Origin of the sequence: Flavobacterium sp. ov086 (assembly GCF_900187965.1) — a bacterium.
Lineage (GTDB): Bacteria > Bacteroidota > Bacteroidia > Flavobacteriales > Flavobacteriaceae > Flavobacterium.
In genome coordinates this window covers 1-16,512 of record NZ_FZNL01000045.1, presented here as the reverse complement: position 1 = coordinate 16,512, position 16,512 = coordinate 1, and the positions used below count along the sequence as shown (strand labels likewise).

The 16,512-nt window shown below is 32.3% G+C and carries 25 protein-coding genes and 1 pseudogene; 6 read left to right on the top strand and 20 right to left on the bottom strand.

Features of this window, described 5'->3' with window-relative positions; translation table 11 throughout:
* The 3 genes and pseudogenes from CHB81_RS26310 to CHB81_RS26300 form a co-directional block, all read right to left on the bottom strand.
* Nucleotides 1-295 (bottom strand): annotated as a pseudogene (locus CHB81_RS26310) (hypothetical protein); the annotation flags it as partial.
* Nucleotides 296-368: 73 nt separating this feature from the next.
* A complete protein-coding gene (locus CHB81_RS26305; protein WP_089354782.1) occupies nt 369-641 on the bottom strand; it encodes a DUF4242 domain-containing protein in 273 nt (90 codons plus the stop codon).
* Nucleotides 642-1,195: 554 nt separating this feature from the next.
* Nucleotides 1,196-2,425 carry a multidrug effflux MFS transporter gene (locus tag CHB81_RS26300; RefSeq protein WP_089354781.1) on the bottom strand — a complete coding sequence of 410 codons (1,230 nt, stop codon included), beginning with the start codon at nt 2,423-2,425 and terminating at the stop codon, nt 1,196-1,198.
* A 152-nt stretch (nt 2,426-2,577) separates the two neighbouring features.
* Between CHB81_RS26300 and CHB81_RS26295 the strand changes: the two genes are divergently transcribed.
* Together CHB81_RS26295 and CHB81_RS26290 are read left to right on the top strand one after the other, a co-directional pair.
* Entirely contained in the window at nt 2,578-3,000 is a 423-nt protein-coding gene (locus tag CHB81_RS26295; RefSeq protein ID WP_089354780.1) for a hypothetical protein, read from the top strand.
* 88 nt (nt 3,001-3,088) lie between these two features.
* Nucleotides 3,089-3,469, top strand: a complete 381-nt coding sequence (locus CHB81_RS26290; RefSeq protein ID WP_089354779.1) for a hypothetical protein — start codon at nt 3,089-3,091, stop codon at nt 3,467-3,469.
* A 20-nt stretch (nt 3,470-3,489) separates the two neighbouring features.
* Here the strand turns inward: CHB81_RS26290 and CHB81_RS26285 are convergent, their stop codons facing one another.
* The 15 genes from CHB81_RS26285 to CHB81_RS26225 all read right to left on the bottom strand — a co-directional run bounded on the left by CHB81_RS26285 (nt 3,490) and on the right by CHB81_RS26225 (nt 11,489).
* Nucleotides 3,490-3,900: a helix-turn-helix transcriptional regulator gene (locus CHB81_RS26285; RefSeq protein ID WP_089354778.1), complete on the bottom strand. Its 411-nt coding sequence runs from the start codon at nt 3,898-3,900 to the stop codon at nt 3,490-3,492.
* 614 nt (nt 3,901-4,514) lie between these two features.
* Nucleotides 4,515-4,748, bottom strand: a complete 234-nt coding sequence (locus CHB81_RS26280) for a hypothetical protein (RefSeq protein ID WP_089354777.1) — start codon at nt 4,746-4,748, stop codon at nt 4,515-4,517.
* 156 nt (nt 4,749-4,904) lie between these two features.
* Nucleotides 4,905-5,420: a hypothetical protein gene (locus CHB81_RS26275; RefSeq protein ID WP_089354776.1), complete on the bottom strand. Its 516-nt coding sequence runs from the start codon at nt 5,418-5,420 to the stop codon at nt 4,905-4,907.
* A gap of 2 nt (nt 5,421-5,422) precedes the next feature.
* The gene (locus CHB81_RS26270; RefSeq protein WP_089354775.1) at nt 5,423-5,968 is read right to left on the bottom strand and encodes a hypothetical protein; all 546 of its coding nucleotides are present in this window, start codon (nt 5,966-5,968) and stop codon (nt 5,423-5,425) included.
* A gap of 154 nt (nt 5,969-6,122) precedes the next feature.
* Nucleotides 6,123-6,647, bottom strand: a complete 525-nt coding sequence (locus CHB81_RS26265; protein WP_089354774.1) for a hypothetical protein — start codon at nt 6,645-6,647, stop codon at nt 6,123-6,125.
* Nucleotides 6,625-6,792, bottom strand: coding sequence for a hypothetical protein (locus CHB81_RS27010; protein WP_176427586.1), 168 nt, complete (start codon nt 6,790-6,792; stop codon nt 6,625-6,627). The genes CHB81_RS26265 and CHB81_RS27010 overlap by 23 nt, the downstream gene beginning before the upstream one ends.
* On the bottom strand, nt 6,792-7,274 hold the full coding sequence (locus CHB81_RS26260) for a hypothetical protein (RefSeq protein WP_089354773.1): 483 nt from the start codon (nt 7,272-7,274) through the stop codon (nt 6,792-6,794). The genes CHB81_RS27010 and CHB81_RS26260 overlap by 1 nt, the downstream gene beginning before the upstream one ends.
* Before the next feature lie 2 nt (nt 7,275-7,276).
* Nucleotides 7,277-7,456 carry a hypothetical protein gene (locus CHB81_RS26750; RefSeq protein ID WP_141130475.1) on the bottom strand — a complete coding sequence of 60 codons (180 nt, stop codon included), beginning with the start codon at nt 7,454-7,456 and terminating at the stop codon, nt 7,277-7,279.
* Complete coding sequence (locus CHB81_RS26255; RefSeq protein ID WP_089354772.1) at nt 7,457-7,963, bottom strand: hypothetical protein; 507 nt, start codon at nt 7,961-7,963, stop codon at nt 7,457-7,459. It abuts the gene before it with no gap.
* Nucleotides 7,963-8,682: a hypothetical protein gene (locus CHB81_RS26250; protein WP_089354771.1), complete on the bottom strand. Its 720-nt coding sequence runs from the start codon at nt 8,680-8,682 to the stop codon at nt 7,963-7,965. The genes CHB81_RS26255 and CHB81_RS26250 overlap by 1 nt, the downstream gene beginning before the upstream one ends.
* A 110-nt stretch (nt 8,683-8,792) precedes the next feature.
* Complete coding sequence (locus CHB81_RS27005) at nt 8,793-8,957, bottom strand: hypothetical protein (RefSeq protein WP_176427585.1); 165 nt, start codon at nt 8,955-8,957, stop codon at nt 8,793-8,795.
* A 47-nt stretch (nt 8,958-9,004) separates the two neighbouring features.
* A complete protein-coding gene (locus tag CHB81_RS26245; RefSeq protein ID WP_089354770.1) occupies nt 9,005-9,271 on the bottom strand; it encodes a hypothetical protein in 267 nt (88 codons plus the stop codon).
* Nucleotides 9,272-9,775: 504 nt separating this feature from the next.
* Nucleotides 9,776-10,018, bottom strand: a complete 243-nt coding sequence (locus CHB81_RS26235) for a hypothetical protein (protein ID WP_089354768.1) — start codon at nt 10,016-10,018, stop codon at nt 9,776-9,778.
* Between the two features lie 15 nt (nt 10,019-10,033).
* Complete coding sequence (locus CHB81_RS26230) at nt 10,034-10,240, bottom strand: hypothetical protein (RefSeq protein ID WP_089354767.1); 207 nt, start codon at nt 10,238-10,240, stop codon at nt 10,034-10,036.
* Between the two features lie 10 nt (nt 10,241-10,250).
* Entirely contained in the window at nt 10,251-11,489 is a 1,239-nt protein-coding gene (locus tag CHB81_RS26225; RefSeq protein WP_089354766.1) for a hypothetical protein, read from the bottom strand.
* Between the two features lie 258 nt (nt 11,490-11,747).
* Between CHB81_RS26225 and CHB81_RS26220 the strand changes: the two genes are divergently transcribed.
* Entirely contained in the window at nt 11,748-13,664 is a 1,917-nt protein-coding gene (locus tag CHB81_RS26220; RefSeq protein WP_089354765.1) for a DUF294 nucleotidyltransferase-like domain-containing protein, read from the top strand.
* Between the two features lie 2 nt (nt 13,665-13,666).
* Nucleotides 13,667-14,263, top strand: a complete 597-nt coding sequence (locus CHB81_RS26215) for a PolC-type DNA polymerase III (RefSeq protein WP_089354764.1) — start codon at nt 13,667-13,669, stop codon at nt 14,261-14,263.
* A gap of 57 nt (nt 14,264-14,320) precedes the next feature.
* Here the strand turns inward: CHB81_RS26215 and CHB81_RS26210 are convergent, their stop codons facing one another.
* Entirely contained in the window at nt 14,321-15,301 is a 981-nt protein-coding gene (locus CHB81_RS26210; protein WP_089354763.1) for a GlxA family transcriptional regulator, read from the bottom strand.
* A 157-nt stretch (nt 15,302-15,458) separates the two neighbouring features.
* Between CHB81_RS26210 and CHB81_RS26205 the strand changes: the two genes are divergently transcribed.
* Nucleotides 15,459-15,884, top strand: a complete 426-nt coding sequence (locus CHB81_RS26205; protein WP_089354762.1) for a VOC family protein — start codon at nt 15,459-15,461, stop codon at nt 15,882-15,884.
* Between the two features lie 44 nt (nt 15,885-15,928).
* The gene (locus tag CHB81_RS26200; protein ID WP_089354761.1) at nt 15,929-16,147 is read left to right on the top strand and encodes a DUF4287 domain-containing protein; all 219 of its coding nucleotides are present in this window, start codon (nt 15,929-15,931) and stop codon (nt 16,145-16,147) included.
* Nucleotides 16,148-16,248: 101 nt separating this feature from the next.
* Here CHB81_RS26200 and CHB81_RS26195 read toward each other — a convergent pair.
* Nucleotides 16,249-16,512 (bottom strand): integrase core domain-containing protein (locus CHB81_RS26195; RefSeq protein WP_141130474.1); only part of this gene is annotated, 264 nt, incomplete at its 5' end.

Below are 16,512 nucleotides of genomic sequence, written 5' to 3'. Positions count from 1 at the left end.
TTAAAACTATGGAAATATCGGGAATATTAAATCTTATACCAGCCTGCATCAAGCTAAGGGATTCCTTTTCTATGATATTGAGCACTTTTAGCTTAAATTCGGCTGAATAGCTTTGATTCATTCGTGGCAATAAACCAATTTTACCATATGTCTTATAAAAACTGACCCACTTACGAATATTCCATCTTGGAGTCTGTTTTAATTTTGAAACATATCCATCTGAATAATGCTTCTTTAAAACCAATTCTACACATTCTAACTTAAATGCATAGTCATACTTTACTTTTCTTTCCATAAAAAATGCCCCAAATAGTGTCTAACTTTTTGGGGCATGTTCATAATAGATTCTGGCTTTTTTAGTTTTAAGTTTATTCAGCAGTTGTTGGATCAATTACACCAAAAACCTCACTTACTGAATTGGCCGGAAAACCACCAAGTTTAGCGTGTTCATAGACCATTTCTTCATTTGGTGCAATGTATACACAATAGATTTTATCGTTTGTGACATAACTGTTTACCCATTGAATTTGAGTTCCTAATTGATTAAGTACCCCACATGAGGTTTGTGAAATATCTTTTAATTGATCAGATGTAAGTTTACCGGCATTTGGGATTTCCCTTTCAATAACATACTTAGGCATAATAATTAAGCATTTATTTTCCTACTCGTGTGGCTTTTCGGTTTCGCCCCGTTTTTCAAATGGTATCTGGATTCCATTTAATTTTAAGCATTATAAAATTAATAAAATAAAGAACACCAATAACGTTACATCTTGATTTTTAATTATATAAAAACTTATTTCCAACAGCAAAAATTGGATTAGCAAATTATGCTTAATCTTTTTCTTGCCGACGCAAAATCGCCAAGCTTTTTTGCCACTCCCGATAGCTATCGGGATGTACAAATTAAAAAGATTTTGTTTCACACAGATTATGCAGATTTTAGCAGATTTATTTTAATTATAATCTACGTAGATCTGCTTAAATCTTTTTAAATCTGCGTGAAAGACTCTTGTTGAAATTAACGGCATATTTTAACTGCCACAAAGAAAATGGGGATAAACTTGGCTCCCGAAGCCTCGGGATTGAGAGAGATTTATTCACCATAGCATTGTAGATTTTCTCTTAACTTAATGACATTGCCCGAGCGCTATCGAACAGGCGAAGCAATTTAAAAGTTTGAAATTTCTCTTACTTAATGTCCAACCATTATGTCATCATCTACAGATAATACAGCTTTTTGTTTAATGAAACGTTTTCCGATATTTAAAACAATAAACGCAGTAATTGTTGTAGTTGTCATAATTGCAACCATTGGAGTTACAGAATTTTTTACAAAAATTCCAACAGCAAAAGAAGCCAACGCACCCAATCCAAGCTGAATAGCACCCATTAAAGCAGAAGCACTTCCGGTGTTTTTAGCAAACGGAGCTAATGTAAGCCCGGCAGTATTTGGATTTGAAATTCCTAAACAAGCCAAAAACAAGAACAACATCCCAATTGTTTCATACAATCCTAAAAGATCATTTAAAGCTAATATTAGAAAAATTATACTAATCACAGATTGTGAAATTAAAGCGCCAAAAATCATTTGTTCACTCGAATATTTCTTCAATAAAGCAGAATTTAATTGGCTTGAACCAATAAAACTAACAGACATAAAAGCAAAAATCCATCCGTAAGTTTTGGCATCTACATGGTAAATATCCATAAAAATTATAGGAGAGGCCGCCACGTATGAAAATAGTCCCGAAAAAGCGATAGATCCCGTAAATGCATACGTATAAAACTGAGGCTCTTTAAGTACTTTTAAAAAATTGGTAATGATTGGTTTTGGCTTTAAAGATATCGAAGTATCTGGTTTGTATGTATTTGGCAAACCAATTTGAGAAGCAATCAAAATAACGATTCCCATGCACATCAAAATAAAAAATACGGTATGCCAGCCATAATCTTCGGTAACATAACCCCCAATTGTTGGTGCCAGCATTGGCGAAAGCCCAACGACAAGCATTAATAACGAAAATACTTTTGGAATATCCTTTACAGGAAATAAATCACGAACCATTGCCACAGAAGCTACTGTAGCTGCACAACTTCCAACTGCCTGTATAAAACGCAAAAGTATAAACGAATCAATATTAGTAACATAAATACAACCTAAAGAAGCCAGAATATAAACCATAAGCCCTATAAACAGCGGTTTTTTGCGTCCAAAACGATCCAATAATGGACCATAAAGCAATTGTCCTGCCGAAATTCCGATAAAATAACTCGATAAACTCATAGAAACTTTGGCGACTGTAGTATGTAAATCTTTGGCAATCCCAGAAAAACCAGGTAAATACATATCGATTGAAAAAGGACCAAGTGCTGTTAAAGAACCTAAAATAAGTATTAGTTGGATGTATTTTTTTGTTGTCATTTTCTTAAAAAAGTACTTTTAATTTTTTGCAAAGGTAAAGATTTCATATCTTGTAGTATAATTAAAACTTTTTTTAATAAAAAGTTGGATTGTATTACGCATTAGTTGGATTACAAAAAATCATTTAAACACTAATCTTAAAATTAAAAATTATGAAAAATCACATTTTACTATTCACACTTATTTTTACAACAATTTCATTTGCACAAACTATCACATCTAAAAAAGAAGATGCAAATCCGGAACAGTATGCACTTTTGCAAAAAGTCAACCAATATTATCCGGACATTACTTTGAATAAAACAGTTACAAATTTTTATGCTGATGGAGCAATTATTGACACACATCAGGAATTTGATTTAGCGACATCAAAATTCTCAAGTTATAAAATTGGAATTGAACCGGATAACAAAAAATTATTATTTGAATACATTTCAGATGAAACTGGAAAAGTTTACGGAGATGTTACAATTTTTAAAGGGAATGCCTTAAGAACAACTTTTTCAGAAAAAAACAACGAAATTAATGTTGCTTTAAACGGAAAATCCGTTTATCTAAAAAAATTGAAGCAATAGTTAAAGTACACAATTCAAAAAGCATACGCCACGGTGTATGCTTTTTTTATTTTATATTTGACGCATAACTTATTGAAAATTTTACTTAATGAAAAAGATTATTTTTCTATTGATATTTATTTCATTTACAGCGTATTCGCAAAATCGTTTTACAGGAACCTGGAGCACTGAAAATTGCAAGGACTGTAGCAAAAAATATATTTTGAAATTAAATTTAGCAGAATCTAATAATCAAATATTTGGAACTGCAGAAATTACAAGTGACAACAAAGAGCTAAATTCTGATATTATGGAAGTTTCAGGACATGTTAATAAATTTGGCGAAAAAGCACAAATTAATATTAAGTCCAAAAATGGTTCATCTGCAGGAGCAGCTTTATTTATGAGCGAAGGAAAATTAGAATTCAATAAAAGAGGCGGATCTGATATAATTCCAAAAGAAACGATTCTGACTAAGTTATACGATTAGAAAAGATAACGCCCTAAGATTTATTTCTCTCGAATCAATTTCTCCAATCTGTCAATCATTTCCTTTTGCTGTTCAAGCATACGCTCGTAAAGCTCGACCATTTTATCTAAAGGATTGAAAGTAGGCTGGTTATTAAAGAAAGCTGGTTGTTGGCAATTGTCAAAAGAGGCATTGTTTGAGATTATATTTATCGCTTGTTCTTCATCAAAATTCTTTATAGCATCAGCAGGAACTTTTAGAATTTTAGCAACTTGGTCTAAAATATCATTTTCGATCAATTCTTTTTGCTCCAAAACAGAAATTTTCTTCTGATTCCAATCTTCTCCCAATTCAAAGGCAAGGACTTCTTGTTTTATACCCAGCATTTCACGGAAACGCTTTATATTTCGACCGTGATGTATTTTCTTGTCTATCATTTTAGTATGTGTCATAAATGCCAAATTCTGCCTAGCTGAAAATCTGTTTATTCGAAAAAAAATAAAATAATTTTCAAATATGAGAAATTTGAAACATCACATATTAAGTGATGTTTTTTAATTTGAACGCATATAATGCATTATTTGAGATTTAAAAATTTTAATTCTCAAATACGAGAAAATTTAAAGCTTTAAACATTATGAATTTGAATTCGTATAAATCTCATATTTGAAATAAAGTAATTTGTTTTTCAGAATATCAGATTTCTGAATAAGAGATATTATCTCTGTGAAGTAGGAAGAAATGCAAAAAATGAAGCCTGGTGCCTGTCAATTCAACATGTACAATTTGAACTATAATTTATAGTATGGAAAAGGTTGTTTTTCGGAAGTATTTATTATCTTTGTCATATGTTTTATCAATAAGAGCCAAGATGTTAGCGCATCGTTTGAGGCTCTTTTTTTTATGGGTTAATATTTGATTTAACGTTATTTTCGTTCCTGGAAAAAGGATCAGGAAGATACTTTTAACGTTATTAGGGTGCGAGCTCGAGAAACACCGGTTACATTTTTGACGTTAATTGCACTTTGCGATTAGGCTACGCCAGTTAACGAATTAATAATATAACCTAGAAATTTAACTCTGCTTTATCTCGTGTGATGTATCCAATTTTTGGACCACATGAGCCATTTTCTAACTTTTGGTAAATTTTTAAATAGCGAAAATCCTCTTTACTTCTCCAGTAATAACTGAGATATTGTAAAGAGGCTTCTTTAAATTTGAACCAACAGGAATCTGTTCCATTCGCTAGTATATGCGAAAAAGTGACTTTTAATAAGCCGTTTTTAAGTTTTGTAGACATGTATCGAAATGTTTTATCAACGAGAGAGTGTTAGCGCACCCATTTTTATTTCTCGTAGAAGTTTAGACAAATATACATATTATTCTGAGTTTAAATGTTAAAATTTTATGATTCCAACTCTACCCCTACTCGATGGGAGAGGGGCAGAGTTTTTTTTTATTCCGCAGGCCAATGTTTTACAGGATTACTAAACAGCTCTCTTTCAGGGTCATATAATTTTACCCAATATTCTGTTAAAGAAGGAATGTTCGTGATCTTATTAAAAAATCTATCTGAAGGAGCGGCGCTTGAAATTACAGAATACTGCCCAAATTGTGTATTTGAGGCAAAAACTTGTACATAATCAGGATATATCCATTCAGCGCTATCACTACCAACATAATTAAAAAATAAAGGTACATTAACATCTATCTGACATAAAGGATTTAAAAAGCTGTTTGCTTTTCTAAAATCAGCCTGTTTTATAGTTTCCATATCAAAGAACTCAGTTGACATGATTAAACGCTCAAAATCGGTAAAATCAATACATTTATGTGGTTCTTTAATAAAATGAATACCTTTTCTAAGGTTTGTAAATATCAAATTCTGAGGTATCGTAATGGGAACGTCTAAACTTGGAACTTCTAAAGTTCCAAACGTATAATTATCGTTTAAATAATAGAGTGTATACATGATTAGATTTTTAGATATTTTCTTAAATAGGTTAGTTCGTCTTTGTCCAGATACTCTAGTATATCGGCTCTTAAACTTCTAGAGTTTGTATCTACTTCATAATACAGTTTCTCTAAAATAGCAAAATTGTTCCTTTGATAGACCAATGTTTTGCGGGCTTGTTCGTCATTTTCAGTCCAACCTCGAGGATTCATAAAATCCCACCAATGACCAGCATCCTTATATTTAACCCCGAGATCATGAGCTAAGGAAGAACTTGCAGACCATAAGGCGGAGCTTGCAGTTATCGCTTTTCTTTTTTGATTCTGCGATAAGGGATTGCTATTTTCTACAAGTTTGATATCCTTTAAAACCTCGGCTTTTGCCTCAGCTTCTTTTACAAAGTTATCGCCAGTATTTATGATGTTTTTGGTTGCTTGATCTTCTAAATAACGCTTAATATAGGGGATTGCAATAAGCAATCCCGCTATGATTAAATAATTACGCTTAATGAAGTCAAAAGCATCATTAAAAGCGTGATTTTGATTGTTTTTGTTACTTCTTACCATGAACAAAAACTTTGTATCCTAAAGCAATTGTTGTTACAACTAGAGCTGCAATAATAACTACCTGATTTGCGATTACGAACGTTTTTAATTTTTCCATTTTAATATGATTTTTTGAATTTTAAATTATTGTTTTTACCCTTACGGTATTTATTGATCAAAAAAAAACCACTAAGAAAGCTAATGCAGGTATTAGCGGTTTCCAATTCTTTTTGATGGTAACTTTTAATGATGTTGTTGATACATCGCCTAAAAGTTCTAAAGCTTCCTGAATATCAGAATCTTTAACCTGTGTGTGTGCACCTCCCAATTCGACCTTTAAAATTGCACGTACCAAAAGGATTAAGAACTCGTTATTAATGGCTGATATTTTTTCGTCAGGTTTAACACCTATTGTTTTACAAACACTCAAGATGTAAGCAGCAGTATTATTTTCTGACTTTGGCGCGTATTCATTAATTAACTTAGTAACGGTGTTCTTACCCTTATTGATATCGTGTATAAGGTCTTTAAGCATGGCACGAAGACCCCATTTTAACGCTGTAAATTGTTCAAATTTTTCATCTTTACTTTGCGGAAATGGGATTTTACCTTGCCAAGCATCAGGGGTTCTAATGAGGTTACCCGGGTTGTTGTTTCTTAAACCACGAACCGCATGATTATTCAGAAACGACTTGCTCATTTTCTTCGATTTTTGGAGATTCAGGAATATTTAAACTCTCAATTTTATCGACAGCAAATTGAATAATTTCAAGTGCTGCCAATACGTAGATACTGTATTTTGCTACCTTTTTTAAAAAGGGAAGCACGCCTTTAAGTCTGTTCATTATTTTTTGAAATTACGGCCAAAGTAGCCAGTTACACGTTTACCACTTCTAGTAGTTCCTGAACCGTTTGGAGTGATACACAAACTAAGTTCTTGAATGACAATAACCTGAGTTTTAAGGTTCATTAAAACATGATAAGTTTGCGTTGTTGCCAAAGTTGTATTCTGAATAGTACAGATCATTTTTTGGTACTCCTTATCCTGATTTCCTGATTTACCCTGAGAGTTTACAATATCACGCCCCTTACCATTTGCACCGCTATAAGGTGTTACTGTGGCTTTCATAAGACCCATTTTTGTAGCTCTCCAAGCATTTACAATAGTATCTCCTTCAAAGTTTCCATTTCTGATTTTGGAGTATACAGCACCGCTACGCTTGTAAATTGGTGCTTGCTGATTTTGCTGCGGTTGTTGGTTATTTTGATAACCTTGTCTTTGTGGGTAAAATCCTTGATTATTCCCGTTGTTGTTATTCCAAGCCATGACTATTGATTTTGTTGATTAGAATCTGTGTTTTTTGGTTTTTTCAGCATTTTCCATACTGTGATTACTCCAATAACCAATTGTACCACAATTTTAATTATCTCACTCGTTTGAGTAGGAGCGGGGATCTCGGCAATTCCTTGAATCGCACCAATCCCCATTGTTCCAGTTAAAAAATGCATTTAATATCTGCGTCCTACGGGTTTTTTCTTGTTGTTTTTGGAGTAGAAAACAAACGCTCCAACAATACCCAAACCGATTAATAATTGCTTCCAATGCAGCGAGAACCAAGCTTTTATTGATTCGTCCGCAATGGCAGCTCCAACGTTCCCCGCAGCAGATTTTGTGCTCGCAGAAGTTTGCGCAATCAGTTCATCAGTAGCACCTTTCGAAAAGGCTTTTACAACTGACCCCGCTTGTTGTCCTACATAAGCACCTGATTGGGCTGCTGCCTGTGCTGCCTGCTGAGCCAATAAGTCTGCTTGTTGCTGATTTCCTGCGTCTCTTGCTGCTTTCTCCTGCTTTTTAAGCTCATGCGCATCGGATATCCCTGACACCACATTTTGAGCTATACCGCCAAATACGGGTATTGCAGATAGGAGAGGAGTTCCTATCTTTACCACGTTTTTCAAAGAAACTTGTTTAAGTCCTTTTTTGACAGCGTTTCCGATTTTTTTAAACAAACCCATTACGCCTCAATTCTGCATAAAAGGTTAACAATAGACCCTTGCTCTTTTCTTATATTGATTGATTTTACACCAAACAATGGAAGTTGAATTTTAGAAGCAAAAGCGCTCTTTACCGAACCATCCTGACGAACGTAAGCAACTGGATCAACCTGACGGCTTAAACATCTAAGCTCATGAAGTGTATACTTAACAACATTTTCGTTTAAAAATGTGTAAGCAACCTCAGTTATAGAGCTTGAATTGTCCAACAAACAAAGGTCACAATGTTCAATCTCGAAGTTTTTATCTTTGTCATCAGATGACATTGATTTATTTTCAAATGAAAGAACTTTTTCTGAAACCTGAGGTTCTTCGACGGTGTTCAAAACGTAAGTTTCAGCTGTTTTCAAGCCTTGCAGTTCAATTTTGATAACGTCTTTTTCGTCTAAATAGACAGCGCCATCTTCGGCAACCTCACAAACTGCGGTGATTTTGTAAGCAGCATCAGCCGTTACAGCATCATCGTTGAATGTGGTCAAAGCAATAAAATCAAAAAGCGACATAAAACCCTTGGTAATCTCCAAGTTACCAGTCTTACGCTCGACTTCAATTTTAATTTGCTCCGTTGTCAAAGCCTCTAAATCAAGAGAACTTGAAACAATCAAAGAACCAAACGATTTGGTTTGTAGCAAAACACCTGATTTAGTGATGTTTTTACCTTGTGAATTAAAAATTTCCATGTTTATAAATTTGTTTATGAATTATTTCAAAACAAATTTGTCCATAAAAAAACCCTACAATTTTGATTTGCAGGGTATTGATTGTTATTGATGGTTATTGATAGTTTTTATTAGTTTTTGGCACTAATTTTGAAATATCTGTTTATATGATCTAAACAAACTATCTTTATTTCATATTCCTGCTTAATATCTTTTAGATATCGTTCAGCAGTTATAAGACTTACACCCATTGATGAAGCCAGTAATTTGGCAGTAATAACTTGTAAATGTTCCATATTATAAGTTTTGGGGTTAGAGAAAGGAGGGGGGCTACCCTCCTTTTTTATAAATTTTTTTCAATGATTGGATTTCTACGTCTTTCAATAGCTTTTTTAGCTCCTTCTAAAGTCTTAAACAAACCTTTATCATTAACAGAGTGAAAACAAAAACCACCAACGTAAATTTTCCTATATAAGCACACCCTAAAATTATAATCATAATAATTGAAATGTTCTATAAAATAAGTATTGTCAGCCATATTTTGACCTCTTATAAGCTGCGTTCTTTGACCTGAATTTCTAAGGATTTCCATAAATGTTTTTAAAAGCATAATTAAAAGAATTTAAGTTGTGTTATTGGTGGTAATTGGGTAACATCTACGATGGGTAAGAAAATTTCATTTTCGCCTAGTTCCTGTTTAGGCAAATGGTATTTGCAGTTATCACGCTTAAAAGTGACCTCTGTAAACTTGGTGCAAATTCCTGCGTCACGGGTAGCGTGCTTTTGTACGAATTTTTTATTGTCAAACGAGAGACAATTTTCACATGTTTTAATCATATTTCTGAATTTAGTGGATTGGCATATTTGCTAATTGAATCCCGACTATCATTAGTCGGGATTTCGAGAAATCAATTGACCGATAATTACACCGATTATTGTGAAGATTATTAATACTAGAAAATCATTCATTTTTGTAAGAATTTGGTTAGATAAATAATTTTACATAACTCTATTTATGTTTCAACGTCATTTTTCCATCAGGTCAGGAGCTGCAGCTCCAACTTTTCACGTTATTTGAGTGAACCTGGAAAAAGATCCGGAACAACTTTCAACGTTATTCTTTCATAATCCAACCGAATAAATCCTTTAGGTTATCCAAACGATTTTCGTAGCTGCTTAATTTTTCCTTAGTTGCTGCTAATTGATTTTTCAACCTGTCTATTTCTTCAAGTTTCGAATGATAGTTTACAACACAATGCTCGACAGCTTTAGAATTTGTATTAATGTCAAACGACCTTTTAATAAGGTTAACTTGCTTTTCGAACTCTTCTGAAATGTTTCTTAAATCTATATTCATAATTTTTGGTTTTAGTTATTTTAAATAAATTTCAATTTTCCCGTACGATCTATATTTTAATGTAAGTTTATCTTTGTCAAGAGTTTCGGCTTTTAAAACCGCTTTATTTGCGTTTTCTAAACCGATATACTTCTTTAATTGATTAATGGAAACCAAGAATCTTTTGTTTATATATTTCTTGGTATCCTTTGGGCTGAAAACGATTAAATAATCCTTATTCATAATCTGAGATTTAGAGGTTAACACCAATATTTTCTAAGAACTTATTGCTGCGTTCATTGTTCTGAATCTTGATAGTTAGATTTTTATCACGATTTTTTAAGTCATCAATCAATCTTTTAGCTTTAGATTTTGTTCTACTTCTTGAACTGGCGTCATCTATTAAATAGGTAAAACCAAGGAGTTGCTCTTGGTCAAATCCCAATTTGATGAGATTTTCAATATAAAATTGCATTGCGATATCCATAGGATTTAATTCAGCGTTTACTTTTGATTTTGTTTTCGGTTCTATATAGTGTTTAATTCCACTTTTAGCGATTAAAGCCAAATCCCGTGGGTGAGCCTTTAACAAATCAGCAAAAGTTTTAAAATCTGCTTTAAATCCCTGTTTACACAAGTATTCTTTATGCTTATGCGCTTTAATTGTAAACTCGTAACGTACAAGATTATCAATTACGCTTGATTTCATAGGTTCAAGAAAAGCCTTATAAAATACGATTGACTTAGATAGAAGTTCGAAACCCTTATGATAAATTTTACAATAAGGAGCCGTATTTGTTGCTTTTTCACGTTTATTAAAATCCATTCCAAGATTAGATCCTTTTGTACTTTTAAATACTGGCTCATTTTCTTGTATTTCAATTTCAAAATCTTGTCTAACATGTGAAGTTTGATTTATATAGTGCAGTAAAGGTTTTTTTCCCGCATTTGGGTGCTGCATAATTAAGCTAAATGCAGTCTTTAAACTCTTTAAATCAATGAGTTGATTAATACAAATATCAATATCGCTGACAAGACCCTCCAAGAAGTCACCACGAGATATATGGAGCACACCAAAAGAATTAATATCATCAACAATGGTGCGATAATTAAAGGCAGTAATTCCTTCAAAATACTTAGACTTAAGCATTTTAGCCGATATTTGAAAAACGACATATTCATGAGCAGTTTTTTTTGAATCAATAAAGGCTTTGATATAAAACCTATAAGTGATTCCGTTAATAATTTTTGTGAATGGTTCAGCTTTACGATAGTTATCGCCAAGCTGCTGATTTTCGTTTCCGTCATCATCTAAAGCAGAGATATCAGGATAATAAGCGATAAAATCTGTTATAAGTCTCTTATCCAGTATTTTAACTTTTTCAAGTTTAACACGGATTTTTAGCGAATCTACTAAACCAGTGTTAAACATAGCAATATTATTAAGGTTAACAAATTGAGTATCAAATATATAGATACTTGTTTGAACCATAATTTATATTATGTAAAATAGAATATTTCAAAATACCCTGCTATTCAAGTTATTGTTATATTCTTTAGACAAACTTAATTTCTATTGAATATCTAATTCTATTTTGTTTTAAAAAATTTTTACGAGAATTACAGGCTTCCTGATTCAATATTTTTTCTCATTTATTTAAAATAATTATATTCTGTCAAAGATGCTTTCGTTGTAAGAGTTTATTTTATTATTTTTACATTCGATACTTTAAAAAAATTATCAAAATATATGAATACAATCGCTGAGCATATTGCAGATTTTTTAAAAGAATACCCGCCATTTGATAATTTAACTTTTCAGGAATTATCTGATATCGCAACCAATATTCGTGTTATAAATTTAGAAAAACATGCAATATTGTTTCAAAACAATGATTTGCTTCACGACAGCTTTTATGTTGTAGCTTCTGGTATAATTAATTTAACAACAATTGCTGATGCTGAAGAAACGATAATCAATAAATGTCATGAAGGTGATATTTTTGGATTACGTCCATTTTTTGCCAAAAATAATTACATGATGACGGCAAAAGCCCGTGAAGAAACTATTATTTACGCAATTCCTATTGCTGTTTTCAGGCCTTTTGTAGCTAATAATTCAGATGTTTTGAACTTTTTATTAGAAAGTTTTGCTACAAATTCCAGACATACAAAAGACAGCGTTAGTTCTAACGGAAAAATGATTTCTGACACTTCATTCTATGTTGATCAGCAGTCAGAAATGCAATATATTCAGTCACTTAGCTACAACAACTCGCCTTTAACAACTGAAGCGAATCATATCGTTAAAGATGTTGCGATACTAATGACTGATTCTATGGTAGACAATATTATTGTGTGCGAAAAAAATCGCCCAATTGGTATTGTTACAGCCACAGATTTAGCTTCTAAGATAGCGACAGGACGTTACCCTATCACAGAGACGATTGATAAAATCATGTCATCGCCTGTTGTTACTGTAATTGAAAATGTTTCTCTTGCAGAAGCACAATTATTAATGTTAAAGCACAATGTTACACACTTATGCGTTACAAAAGACGGGACAAGTAAATCTACTGTAAAAGGAATTATTTCCGAGCATGATTTAATTGTAGCTCAAGCTAGTAACCCCGGTGTTTTAATTAAAGAGATTAAACGCTCTCAACTGCCAAAAGATTTGAAACAAATACGTGATCGTTTATCTGATTTGATTCAAAATTCAATTCAGAAAAACATTCCAATTTCGCATATTAGTAATATTGTAAGTGAGATTAACTTGGCAATAATTAAACGCGCGGTTGAATTAGCAATTTTAGATCTGGGCTCACCTCCTGCCCGTTTTGCATGGTTAAGCATTGGTAGCCAAGGTCGTAAAGAACAACTTTTACTAACAGATCAGGATAGTATTTTGATTTTTGAAGATGTTGCTCCGGAAAAATACAGAGAAGTAAAAGATTACTTCTTAAGATTAGCAAAAAGAGCCACTTCTGTACTTGAAAAAGTAGGTTATGAATTCTGTCCAAACGGACATATGGGAAGCAATATGCTTTGGTGTAAATCACTGACTGACTGGACAAAGCAATACAACAGCTGGATGAATACTCCAGGTGAAAACAGCAATGATTTAAGCAGTATCTTTTTTGATTATGAGATCGTTTTTGGAGAACCAAAAATTGAAGAGGTTATCGAGAATGTTATATTTAAAAATGCTGTTAACAATACCTTATTCTTTGACTTTTTAGGAAATGATGCCTTGAAGAAGAATTCTCCTTTGAGTTTTTTCAAAAAATTCATTGTTGAGGAAGAAGGCCCGGAAAAAGGGAAATTTGACATCAAAACCCGTGCATTAATGCCTTTGATTGATGGCGCACGTTTGTTAATTTTAAACGCAAACATCAAAGGAATAAAGAATACTTATTTAAGATTCAAACAACTAGCAATAACAGATTCTAAAAATGCAGAGATATACTTAAGTTGTGCTGAAGCTTTTTTAACATTATCAAAATTTAGAACTGTTGAAGGATTAAAAAATGATGACTCCGGGCAATATATAAGTTTAAGAGAAATGTCTAAAACAGACAAAGAGAAGTTAAAAAATGCTTTGACACCAATGAAAGATCTTGAGGAATTAATTAAGAGTAAATTTCAATTGACCCAATTCTCATAAATATGCTAGACTGGATTAAAAATATCAATAAGGAATATCCGGATTTCTGGAAAGATTACCTGACTAAATTTGAAACAAAGCCTAATAGATTTGTAGTTATATCTACTGAAACTTCAGGATTAAACCCCAATAAAGATGTTATTTTGTCTTTAGGAGCTTTTTCGGTAGTTGATGACAGTATTGTAATCAAAGATAATTTTGAAGCTGTTTTGTTACAGTACAAATTTTTGCAGGATAACGGGCTTTCGAATGAATTTATTATTGAAAGTAAAATGCTTAAAATGCCAGAACCAGACGCTATAGAAGCTTTGGTAAACTTTATTGGTAACGCTATTTTAGTTGGTCATCATATTAATTTTGATATCGAAATGCTAAATGCCGCATTAGAACGTCTGGATTGCGGAAGATTAAAAAACGAAGCTTTGGATGTTGATATGATGTATCGAAAATTAACAGATATTAATGATAAACAATTTTCGCTTGACGATTTAACCGAAATATACAAAATCCCAAAAAGTGATCGAAATTCATCGGCTGAAGATGCATATAAAATTGCACTTTTGTTTTTGAAATTAAAATCCAGATTAGGGATTAAGTAGATGATTTCGATTCAGATAAACAAAAAAACTCTTAATTATAAGAGTTTTTTTTTGTATTTATTGCGGAATACTCATTTTATTATACTTGTTACGATATTCAATTGGAGTAAGACCTGTTATTTTTTTAAAAATTGTTCTAAACGCTTTAGTATCAGTATAACCTACATCGTACATTACTTCGTTAATATTTTTTCTACTGGTTTCAAAACTGCGTTTAGCAAATTCCATTTTGACCCTGTTTACATATACAAGTACTGAATTATTGGTGGCAACCTTAAAACGTCTTTCAAAACTCCGTCTTCCTAACGACGCTAATTCAGACAATCCTTCAATAGTAATTTTTTCCTGAACATTATCTTCTATAAAATTTTGAGTTTTCTTTATAACATCATCGTTATGTTTCTTTTGCCCTTCAAACATCGCAAATGCTAACTGACTTTCTCTATCTATGTCTATCGCAAAATATTTGGAAGTCAGGATTGCCGTTTCTCGATCAGTATATTTTTCTACCAGATGCAAAAGTAAATTCCAGTAAGATTTTGCACCGCCACTTGAATAAACTCTATTTTCCTCTGTAAGAATACTCCCTTCAACCACTTCAATATCCGGAAACATTTCACGAAACTCATTTTGAAACCCCCAATGTGTAGAGCATTTTTTACCATTAAGCAAGCCTGTCGAAGCTAATAAAAATGCACCCACACACAATGAAGCAACTTCTGCACCTTTATTATACTGTTCATTTATCCAAGGCAGCATTTTTTCGTTTTGAGCAATGGCACTTTTCATATCACCAAATAAAGCAGGTATTACAATTAAATCTGTTTTTTCAACATCTTCCAAAAGTTGTGAAGCATTTACAGTGTACAAGCCATTATTAAGTTTTACTTCTTTTTTCACTCCAACCAATTGTACATCAAACAATGCCTCTTTACCGGATGTGATTAAAAACTGATTAACTGCCGAAAATAAATACTGAGGATCCGCAATGGCTTGCAAAACCGAACTTTCAGGAACAAGAATGCTTACTTTTTTCATCTTTTACAACTTTTTACTTTTGCTTTTTTATATAAAGATATAAAAAATGACGTAAACACCCCTCTTGTTGTCATTTACACACAATATTCATTTTCACAAGTATTTGCAACTTTGTCTTGTCAGTTTAATTAAGAGCTAACATAAAAAATAAAGCAAAATGACAACAATTAATTCTTATCTAACTTTTAACGGTAATTGCCGTGAGGCGATGACATTTTATAAAGAATGTTTGGGTGGTCAGCTTACATTACAAACAGTAGCCGAATCGCCAGTATCAGATCAAATGCCAGAACAAATGAAAGAGTGCATTCTACATTCAATGCTTACAAGTGGCAACATTACAATTATGGGTTCTGACATGTCGCCTCAAACTCTCATAAAAGGTAATGCAGTTTCGTTAATGCTAAATTTTTCGAGTGAAGAAGAAACACGAAAAGTCTATGCAAACTTATCAAAAAACGGAGATGCTTCTCAACCATTAGAAATAATGTTTTGGGGCGCCTTATTCGGACATTTAACTGACAAGTTTGGCAATCAATGGATGTTTAATTATGATGCTAATCAGAATCATACTAAAAACTAAATCTCAATAACATAAAAAACAACTAACAATTAAATCTATAAATTATGTCATTTCAAGCATATCTATCAAACATTAAAGCAAAGACAGGTAAAGGACCTGATGATTTTAAAATTATATCGGACCAAAAGGGATTTTCAATAGACGGACAGTTAAAACCAGAAACAAAAGCAAATGAAATTGTGACCTGGCTAAAAACAGATTTTGATTTAGGGCATGGACATGCAATGGCCATCTATGCTCTTCTTAAGGGAATAAGAAAGTAAAAAACATAATACGAATTCTTTAAAAAATTACTACGTATAACCTATTACCTCTGTGTCTCGTCCTAAAAAAACGACACTGATTATTAGATAAAAATAATTAATTAAACAGTTGCAAGAACGTTCTTGCAACTGTTTTTGTTTTTATAGGTTCTTATTTGGATTTGATTTTGACAATGCATTTGATTTGGTGTTAGCATATGATTAGAATAATGTGGTCTTTGTTCATTGTAAATATTGATCGATTCTTTTATAATTTGTTTTGTAATTTTTATTTTTTGATGATATTTATCGATCATAAATTCTTGTTTTAAAATTCCATTAATTCTTTCTGCTACGGCATTTTCATACGGGTCTGAGTTTTGGGT

What these genes read in the sequence shown, in the direction of transcription:
- CHB81_RS26305 (WP_089354782.1), bottom strand. Translation starts at nt 641, where the DNA reads ATGCCTAAGTATGTTATTGAAAGGGAAATCCCAAATGCCGGTAAACTT.
- CHB81_RS26300 (WP_089354781.1), bottom strand. Translation starts at nt 2,425, where the DNA reads ATGACAACAAAAAAATACATCCAACTAATACTTATTTTAGGTTCTTTA.
- CHB81_RS26295 (WP_089354780.1), top strand. Translation starts at nt 2,578, where the DNA reads ATGAAAAATCACATTTTACTATTCACACTTATTTTTACAACAATTTCA.
- CHB81_RS26290 (WP_089354779.1), top strand. Translation starts at nt 3,089, where the DNA reads ATGAAAAAGATTATTTTTCTATTGATATTTATTTCATTTACAGCGTAT.
- CHB81_RS26285 (WP_089354778.1), bottom strand. Translation starts at nt 3,900, where the DNA reads ATGACACATACTAAAATGATAGACAAGAAAATACATCACGGTCGAAAT.
- CHB81_RS26280 (WP_089354777.1), bottom strand. Translation starts at nt 4,748, where the DNA reads ATGTCTACAAAACTTAAAAACGGCTTATTAAAAGTCACTTTTTCGCAT.
- CHB81_RS26275 (WP_089354776.1), bottom strand. Translation starts at nt 5,420, where the DNA reads ATGTATACACTCTATTATTTAAACGATAATTATACGTTTGGAACTTTA.
- CHB81_RS26270 (WP_089354775.1), bottom strand. Translation starts at nt 5,968, where the DNA reads ATGGTAAGAAGTAACAAAAACAATCAAAATCACGCTTTTAATGATGCT.
- CHB81_RS26265 (WP_089354774.1), bottom strand. Translation starts at nt 6,647, where the DNA reads ATGAGCAAGTCGTTTCTGAATAATCATGCGGTTCGTGGTTTAAGAAAC.
- CHB81_RS27010 (WP_176427586.1), bottom strand. Translation starts at nt 6,792, where the DNA reads ATGAACAGACTTAAAGGCGTGCTTCCCTTTTTAAAAAAGGTAGCAAAA.
- CHB81_RS26260 (WP_089354773.1), bottom strand. Translation starts at nt 7,274, where the DNA reads ATGGCTTGGAATAACAACAACGGGAATAATCAAGGATTTTACCCACAA.
- CHB81_RS26750 (WP_141130475.1), bottom strand. Translation starts at nt 7,456, where the DNA reads ATGCATTTTTTAACTGGAACAATGGGGATTGGTGCGATTCAAGGAATT.
- CHB81_RS26255 (WP_089354772.1), bottom strand. Translation starts at nt 7,963, where the DNA reads ATGGGTTTGTTTAAAAAAATCGGAAACGCTGTCAAAAAAGGACTTAAA.
- CHB81_RS26250 (WP_089354771.1), bottom strand. Translation starts at nt 8,682, where the DNA reads ATGGAAATTTTTAATTCACAAGGTAAAAACATCACTAAATCAGGTGTT.
- CHB81_RS27005 (WP_176427585.1), bottom strand. Translation starts at nt 8,957, where the DNA reads ATGGAACATTTACAAGTTATTACTGCCAAATTACTGGCTTCATCAATG.
- CHB81_RS26245 (WP_089354770.1), bottom strand. Translation starts at nt 9,271, where the DNA reads ATGCTTTTAAAAACATTTATGGAAATCCTTAGAAATTCAGGTCAAAGA.
- CHB81_RS26235 (WP_089354768.1), bottom strand. Translation starts at nt 10,018, where the DNA reads ATGAATATAGATTTAAGAAACATTTCAGAAGAGTTCGAAAAGCAAGTT.
- CHB81_RS26230 (WP_089354767.1), bottom strand. Translation starts at nt 10,240, where the DNA reads ATGAATAAGGATTATTTAATCGTTTTCAGCCCAAAGGATACCAAGAAA.
- CHB81_RS26225 (WP_089354766.1), bottom strand. Translation starts at nt 11,489, where the DNA reads ATGGTTCAAACAAGTATCTATATATTTGATACTCAATTTGTTAACCTT.
- CHB81_RS26220 (WP_089354765.1), top strand. Translation starts at nt 11,748, where the DNA reads ATGAATACAATCGCTGAGCATATTGCAGATTTTTTAAAAGAATACCCG.
- CHB81_RS26215 (WP_089354764.1), top strand. Translation starts at nt 13,667, where the DNA reads ATGCTAGACTGGATTAAAAATATCAATAAGGAATATCCGGATTTCTGG.
- CHB81_RS26210 (WP_089354763.1), bottom strand. Translation starts at nt 15,301, where the DNA reads ATGAAAAAAGTAAGCATTCTTGTTCCTGAAAGTTCGGTTTTGCAAGCC.
- CHB81_RS26205 (WP_089354762.1), top strand. Translation starts at nt 15,459, where the DNA reads ATGACAACAATTAATTCTTATCTAACTTTTAACGGTAATTGCCGTGAG.
- CHB81_RS26200 (WP_089354761.1), top strand. Translation starts at nt 15,929, where the DNA reads ATGTCATTTCAAGCATATCTATCAAACATTAAAGCAAAGACAGGTAAA.